Below are 5,998 nucleotides of genomic sequence, written 5' to 3'. Positions count from 1 at the left end.
GCGCGCGCGCGCCCCATAACACCCCCGCCCCGCCCCCCCCCGGCGCCGCCGAAAACGCGGGCCACGCGCGCGTCCTGCTGCGCCGGGAGACCATCGACGACCTGCTCGCCCTGGAAGAGGAATGACCATGACGACCAAGCCCATCACGGTGGCGCTGCTCGGCAGCGGCGTCGTCGGCGCCGCCGTCGCGCGTGAACTCACCCGCAACGCAGCCGATTTCGAAGCCCGGGTCGGGGCCCCGGTCCAGATCGTCGGCGCGCTCGTTCGGGATGCGTCGAAGGACCGTTCCGAGACAGGCCTGCCCGCCGACGTGTTCACTACCGACGCCGAAGGCCTCGTCGAGCGCGCCGACATCGTCGTCGAGCTCATGGGCGGCACGGAGCCTGCGAAGTCGCTCATCACGAAGGCCCTCGAGAACGGCGCGAGCGTCGTCACGGCCAACAAGGCTCTCCTCGGCGAAGCCGGTCCGGAGCTGTACCAACTCGCGATGGAGCACGGCGTCGACCTCTCCTACGAGGCGGCCGTTGCGGGCGCCATTCCGCTCATCCGCCCGCTGCGCGAGTCGCTCGCCGGCGACGAAGTGACGAAGGTGCTCGGCATCGTCAACGGCACGACGAACTTCATCCTCGACAAGATGGACCGCACCGGCGCGAACCTCGAGGACGTGCTCGCCGAGGCGCAGAGCCTCGGGTACGCCGAGGCCGACCCGACCGCCGACGTCGAGGGCCACGACGCCCAGGCCAAGGCTGCGATCCTCGCCTCCTTGGCGTTCCACACCCGGGTGCGCACGAGTGACGTGCACTGCGAGGGCATCATGGGCCTGACGGCGGAGGACATCAAGGCCGCTCGCCGCGCCGGTTGCGTCATCAAGTTGCTCGCCATCGCCGAGAAGGTCGAGCGCGACGGGGCCGACGGTGGCCCTGGCGTCAACGTCCGGGTGCACCCCGTGCTTCTCGCCCGCTCGCACCCGCTCGCCACGGTGCGCGAGGCGTTCAACGCCGTCTTCGTCGAGACGAAGCTCGCCGGCGAGCTCATGTTCTACGGGCGTGGCGCCGGCGGCGACCCCACGGCATCCGCCGTGCTGGGCGACATCGTCCACGCCGCCCGGCACCGCGTCAGCGGCTCGCACGGCGCGGGGGAGTCGGCGTACGCCAACCTGCCGATCCTGCCGATCGGTGAATCGCTCACCCGCTACGTCGTGCGCGTCGAGGTGGCAGACGAGCCCGGCGTGCTCGGTCGCGTGACGAGCGCCTTCGGCGATCAGGGCGTCTCGATCGAGAGTATGCGCCAAGGCGTGCGCCGCTCCGAGGACGGGCTCGCCTCGCTCACGTTCATGACCCACGAGGCCCCCGAATCGGCTCTCGCGACCACGGTCGACACCATCAAGAAGCTGCCCGACGTCACGAGCGTGACGTCGGTGCTGCGCGCGGAAGGAATCTGACATGGCCCACCTGTGGCGCGGCGTCATCACCGAGTACGCCGAGCGTCTGCCGATGCTCGACGGAGCCCCCGTCGTCACCCTCGGCGAGGGCGGCACGCCGCTCATCGAGGCGGAGAAGCTGAGCAAGCGCGTCGGTGCCCGCGTCTTCGTCAAGTACGAGGGCCTCAACCCGACGGGCTCGTTCAAGGACCGCGGCATGACGACGGCGATGTCGATGGCCGCGAAGAACGGTGCCAGAGCCGTCATCTGCGCGTCGACGGGCAACACGTCCGCCTCCGCAGCCGCCTACGCGACGAAGGCCGGCATGACGTGTGCGGTGCTCGTGCCGGACGGCAAGATCGCCATGGGCAAGTTGAGCCAGGCCATCGCGCACGGCGCGCAGCTGCTCCAAGTCGACGGCAACTTCGACGACTGCCTCACGGTGGCGCGCAAGCTCGCCGAGAACTACCCGGTCGAGCTCGTCAACTCCGTCAACCCGGCCCGCATCGAGGGGCAGAAGACAGCAAGCTTCGAGATCGTCGACGCCCTCGGTGACGCCCCGGACATCCACGTGCTGCCGGTCGGCAACGCGGGCAACATCACCGGCTACTGGCGCGGCTACCGCGAGTACGCGGCGCCGTTCACCACCGCCGACGGGCGCGAACTGCCGGCCGTCTCCACGAAGACGCCGAAGATGTGGGGCTTCCAGGCCGAGGGTGCCTCGCCCATCGTCGCCGGGCACCCGTTCGACGAGCCCGAGACCATCGCCACCGCAATCCGTATCGGCAACCCGGCGTCGTGGAAGCAGGCCGAGGAGGCCCGCGACGACTCCGGCGGCCTCATCGACTGGGTGAGCGACGACGAGATCCTCGACGCCCACCGCTACCTCTCGAGCGAGGAGGGCATCTTTGTCGAGCCCGCCTCGGCCGCGTCGATTGCCGGCCTGCTCAAGAAGCACGCCGCCGGTCAGGTTCCCGCGAGCGCCACAATCGTCTGCACGGTCACGGGCCACGGCCTCAAGGACCCGCAGTGGGCGCTGCGCAACGCGGACGGTGACGACATCCAGCCCGAGCGCGTCGACGTCGACGCGTACTCGGTGGCGCGGGCGCTCGGCCTCGACTCCTGACGATGGCGCACCGTGTGACGAGCGCCGAACCGCTGCGTGACGGGGCCGTCGTCGCCGCCGGTGCCCGCGCTCAAGTGCGAGTGCCTGCGAGCACGGCCAACCTCGGGCCGGGCTTCGACTTTATCGGCATGGCGCTCGGCGTCTGGGACGAGGCCGAGGCGAGCGTCGAGGGCGACTCGCTCGTCGTCGAGGCCACCGGTTTCGGTGAGGGGGAGGTGCCGCTGGACGAGTCGCACCTGGCCTACCGGGCCATGGTGGCCGCCTGGCAGGCGCTCGGTCTGGACGCTCCGCAGGGCCTGAGGCTGAGCTACCGGGGTGCCATTCCGCACTCGCGCGGGATGGGCTCGTCGGCCAGTGCCGCGGTCACCGGTGTCGCGCTCGGGACGGCCCTGGCGGGCCTCGACCTCGCGGACGACACCGTGCTGCGCTTCGTCAGCGACATCGCCTCGAGCATCGAGGGCCACCCGGACAACGCATCCGCGTCCGTGTACGGCAACGTTACGGTGAGCTGGGCCGGCAATGGTGACGCAGGCGACTGGCGAAGCGCTGTCCTCGCGCCGCACCCCCACCTCGTGCCGGTACTCGTCGTGCCGCAGCGACGTCTGTCGACGGCCACCGCGCGTGCCGCGCTGCCCACCGCCGTTCCGCTCGCCGTCGCCGCTCGCAACTCGGGGCGCACGGCGCTGCTTGCGCACGCCCTCACCGCGGACCCGAGTCTCCTCATGCCGGCCACCCAGGACTACCTTCACCAGGAAGCCCGTCGCCCCGCCTACCCCGAGTCGATGGCCCTCGTCGACGCTCTGCGCGACGCCGGCATCCCTGCCGTCATCTCGGGCGCCGGGCCCACCGTGCTCGCCCTGACGAGCGGGCAGGGAGAGGAAGCCGTGCGTGCGGTGGCCAGCGACGTGGAGATCATTTCGCCCGGCACAACAAGCCGTGGGGTGCACGTGGTTTCGTCCTCGTGAGGTCGGGGGTGTAACGTCAAGGTGCACCCGGGTGAAATTCCCAGGGCGCTCGGGCCGTCACCGTTTCACGGTCGCGGCAGCGGAGGCCTCGAATTTCTTTCGACGTCCCAAGAACGCCTACCTGCCTCGCAGGTGATCCACCCGCGCTTTCGTGCATTGCCGAATCCCCCGTCCGTCCCCGGACGAGGTCGGCAGCGGGTTCGTTTCTGTTCGAACCCGGCTCCACTCACATCCCGTCCGCGTATCTGACACGCGGGCCGAACGAGGGGGAAGGATCCTTCGTGTCTGAACAAACGCCTGCCGCACCGGCGCAGTCCAGCCCGCGCGGCGCGCTGTCCGCGATGCGCCTCGACGAGCTCAAGCAGCTCGCGCAGAGCATGGGTATCGGTGGCATCTCCAAGATGCGCAAGGTCGACCTCGTCGCTGCCATTCGCGCAGCGCGCGCGGAGGCCAACGGTGTGAGCGGCAGCCGCCCGCAGGCCGGCGAGCTCACCTCGACCGCGCCGAGCGCGCGTCGTGCCGTGCGTGAAGAGCAGGCCGCCGAAGCGCCCAGCGAGAAGCCGCAACGCGCCCAGCGTGACGGTGACTCCACGAACGCGAACGCCGCCGGCGCACCGGCAGGTGACGCGTCGGACAACGGTGACGAGCAGGGGCAGGGACGCCCGCGTACCCGTCGCGGTCGCCGCGGCGGCGAGGAGCGTCCGAAGCGCGACGGCCAGAACGACGGCGCGAACGCTCAGAACGAGTCCGGCCAGAACGACGCGTCGAACAACGCCAAGAACGACGGCCGTGGCCAGCGCGACGAGCGCCGTGACGGTGGCAAGCGTGACGGCAACGACTCCGGTTCGAACCGCGGATCCTCCGACCAGTCGGGTTCCGACAAGGGCAACTCCGACAAGGGCCACGACAAGAGCAGCAACGAGCGCCCGGACAAGCACGACGGCTCCGACAAGCGCGAGCGTGGCCAGGGCAACCAGAACGAGCGTCGTGACGGTGAGCGCGGCGACAAGCGGGACAACCGCGAGAACCGCGACAACAACGACCGTTCGGACAAGCGCGACGACCGTTCCGACAAGAACGAGCGTGGCGGGCGCAACGAGCGCAACAACAACGGCAACAACAACGATGACGACGAGCGCGGCGGACGCCGCCGTCGTCAGCGCGGCCGTGACCGTGACCGTTCCGGCCGCCGAGGTGGCCGTGGGCGTGACTTCGAGGACGAGGCACCCGAGATCCGCGAGGACGACGTCCTCGTGCCGGTCGCCGGCATCGTCGACGTCCTCGACAACTACGCCTTCGTGCGCACTACCGGCTACCTCTCGGGCCCGACGGACGTCTATGTCCCGATGAACCTCGTCAAGAAGAACGCACTGCGCAAGGGTGACGCCGTCACCGGCGCCGTGCGGGCCCTGCGCGAGGGTGAGCAGCTGCCGGCACGCCAGAAGTTCAACGCGCTCGTGCGCCTCGACACCGTCAACGGCATGACGGTCGACGCCGCCAAGAAGCGCGTCGAGTTCGGCAAGCTGACGCCGCTCTACCCGCAGGAGCGCCTGCGCCTCGAGACGACGCCGAACGTCCTCACGACCCGCATCATCGACCTCGTCGCCCCCATCGGTAAGGGCCAGCGCGGCCTCATCGTCGCGCCCGCCAAGGCCGGTAAGACGATGGTCATGCAGTCGATCGCGAACGCCATCACGACGAACAACCCCGAGTGCCACCTCATGGTCGTCCTCGTCGACGAGCGTCCCGAGGAAGTCACCGACATGCAGCGCGCGGTCAAGGGTGAGGTCATCGCCTCCACCTTCGACCGTCCCGCCACGGACCACACGACGGTCGCCGAGCTCGCCATCGAGCGCGCCAAGCGCCTCGTCGAGATGGGTCACGACGTCGTCGTCCTCCTCGACTCGATCACCAAGCTCGGACGCGCGTACAACCTCGCCGCCCCGGCGAGCGGTCGCATCCTCTCCGGTGGTGTCGACTCGGCCGCGCTCTACCCGCCGAAGAAGTTCTTCGGTGCCGCGCGCAACATCGAGAACGGCGGATCGCTGACGATCCTCGCCACGGCGCTCGTCGAAACCGGCTCGCGCATGGACGAGGTCATCTTCGAAGAGTTCAAGGGCACCGGCAACATGGAGCTCAAGCTCGACCGAGGCCTCGCCAACCGCCGCATCTTCCCGGCCGTCGACATCAACGCCTCCGGTACTCGACGCGAGGAGATCCTCCTGTCGGCCGAAGAGCTGAAGATCATGTGGAAGCTGCGTCGCGTGCTTGCCGCACTCGACCAGCAGCAGGGCATCGAGCTGCTCATCGACCGCCTCAAGAAGACGAAGCACAACGTCGAGTTCCTCATGCAGGTTCAGCAAACCTCCAACATCAAGCTGGACGACGACGAGGACTGATCCTGTTCAGCAGTGAGGCCGGTGCGCGCGAGCGCGCCCCGGTGTAAAATAAAAAAAATACGCAGCCCACCACCCCAAAAAGTGGTTA

The 5,998-nt window shown here is 69.2% G+C and carries 4 protein-coding genes; all 4 read left to right on the top strand.

Features of this window, described 5'->3' with window-relative positions; all coding sequences use genetic code 11:
* Window positions 1-127 precede the first annotated feature (127 nt).
* The 4 genes from K9D12_RS14670 (at window position 128) to rho (ending at window position 5,910) form a co-directional block, all read left to right on the top strand.
* Window positions 128-1,441 (top strand): homoserine dehydrogenase, encoded by a 1,314-nt coding sequence (locus tag K9D12_RS14670; protein ID WP_129662707.1) that lies wholly within the window; start codon window positions 128-130, stop codon window positions 1,439-1,441.
* A gap of 1 nt (window position 1,442) precedes the next feature.
* The gene (gene thrC / locus K9D12_RS14665; RefSeq protein WP_129662709.1) at window positions 1,443-2,546 is read left to right on the top strand and encodes a threonine synthase; all 1,104 of its coding nucleotides are present in this window, start codon (window positions 1,443-1,445) and stop codon (window positions 2,544-2,546) included.
* A 2-nt stretch (window positions 2,547-2,548) separates the two neighbouring features.
* Window positions 2,549-3,511 carry a homoserine kinase gene (thrB, locus tag K9D12_RS14660; RefSeq protein WP_052946698.1) on the top strand — a complete coding sequence of 321 codons (963 nt, stop codon included), beginning with the start codon at window positions 2,549-2,551 and terminating at the stop codon, window positions 3,509-3,511.
* A gap of 341 nt (window positions 3,512-3,852) precedes the next feature.
* Complete coding sequence (rho, locus tag K9D12_RS14655; RefSeq protein WP_052946892.1) at window positions 3,853-5,910, top strand: transcription termination factor Rho; 2,058 nt, start codon at window positions 3,853-3,855, stop codon at window positions 5,908-5,910.
* Window positions 5,911-5,998 lie beyond the last annotated feature (88 nt).

Origin of the sequence: Dermacoccus sp. Tok2021 (genome assembly GCF_019895135.1) — a bacterium.
In the GTDB taxonomy this organism is placed as follows: Bacteria; Actinomycetota; Actinomycetes; order Actinomycetales; family Dermatophilaceae; genus Dermacoccus; species Dermacoccus abyssi.
The sequence above is the reverse complement of the archived record's forward strand: the minus strand, read 5'-3'. Positions and strand labels throughout refer to the sequence as shown.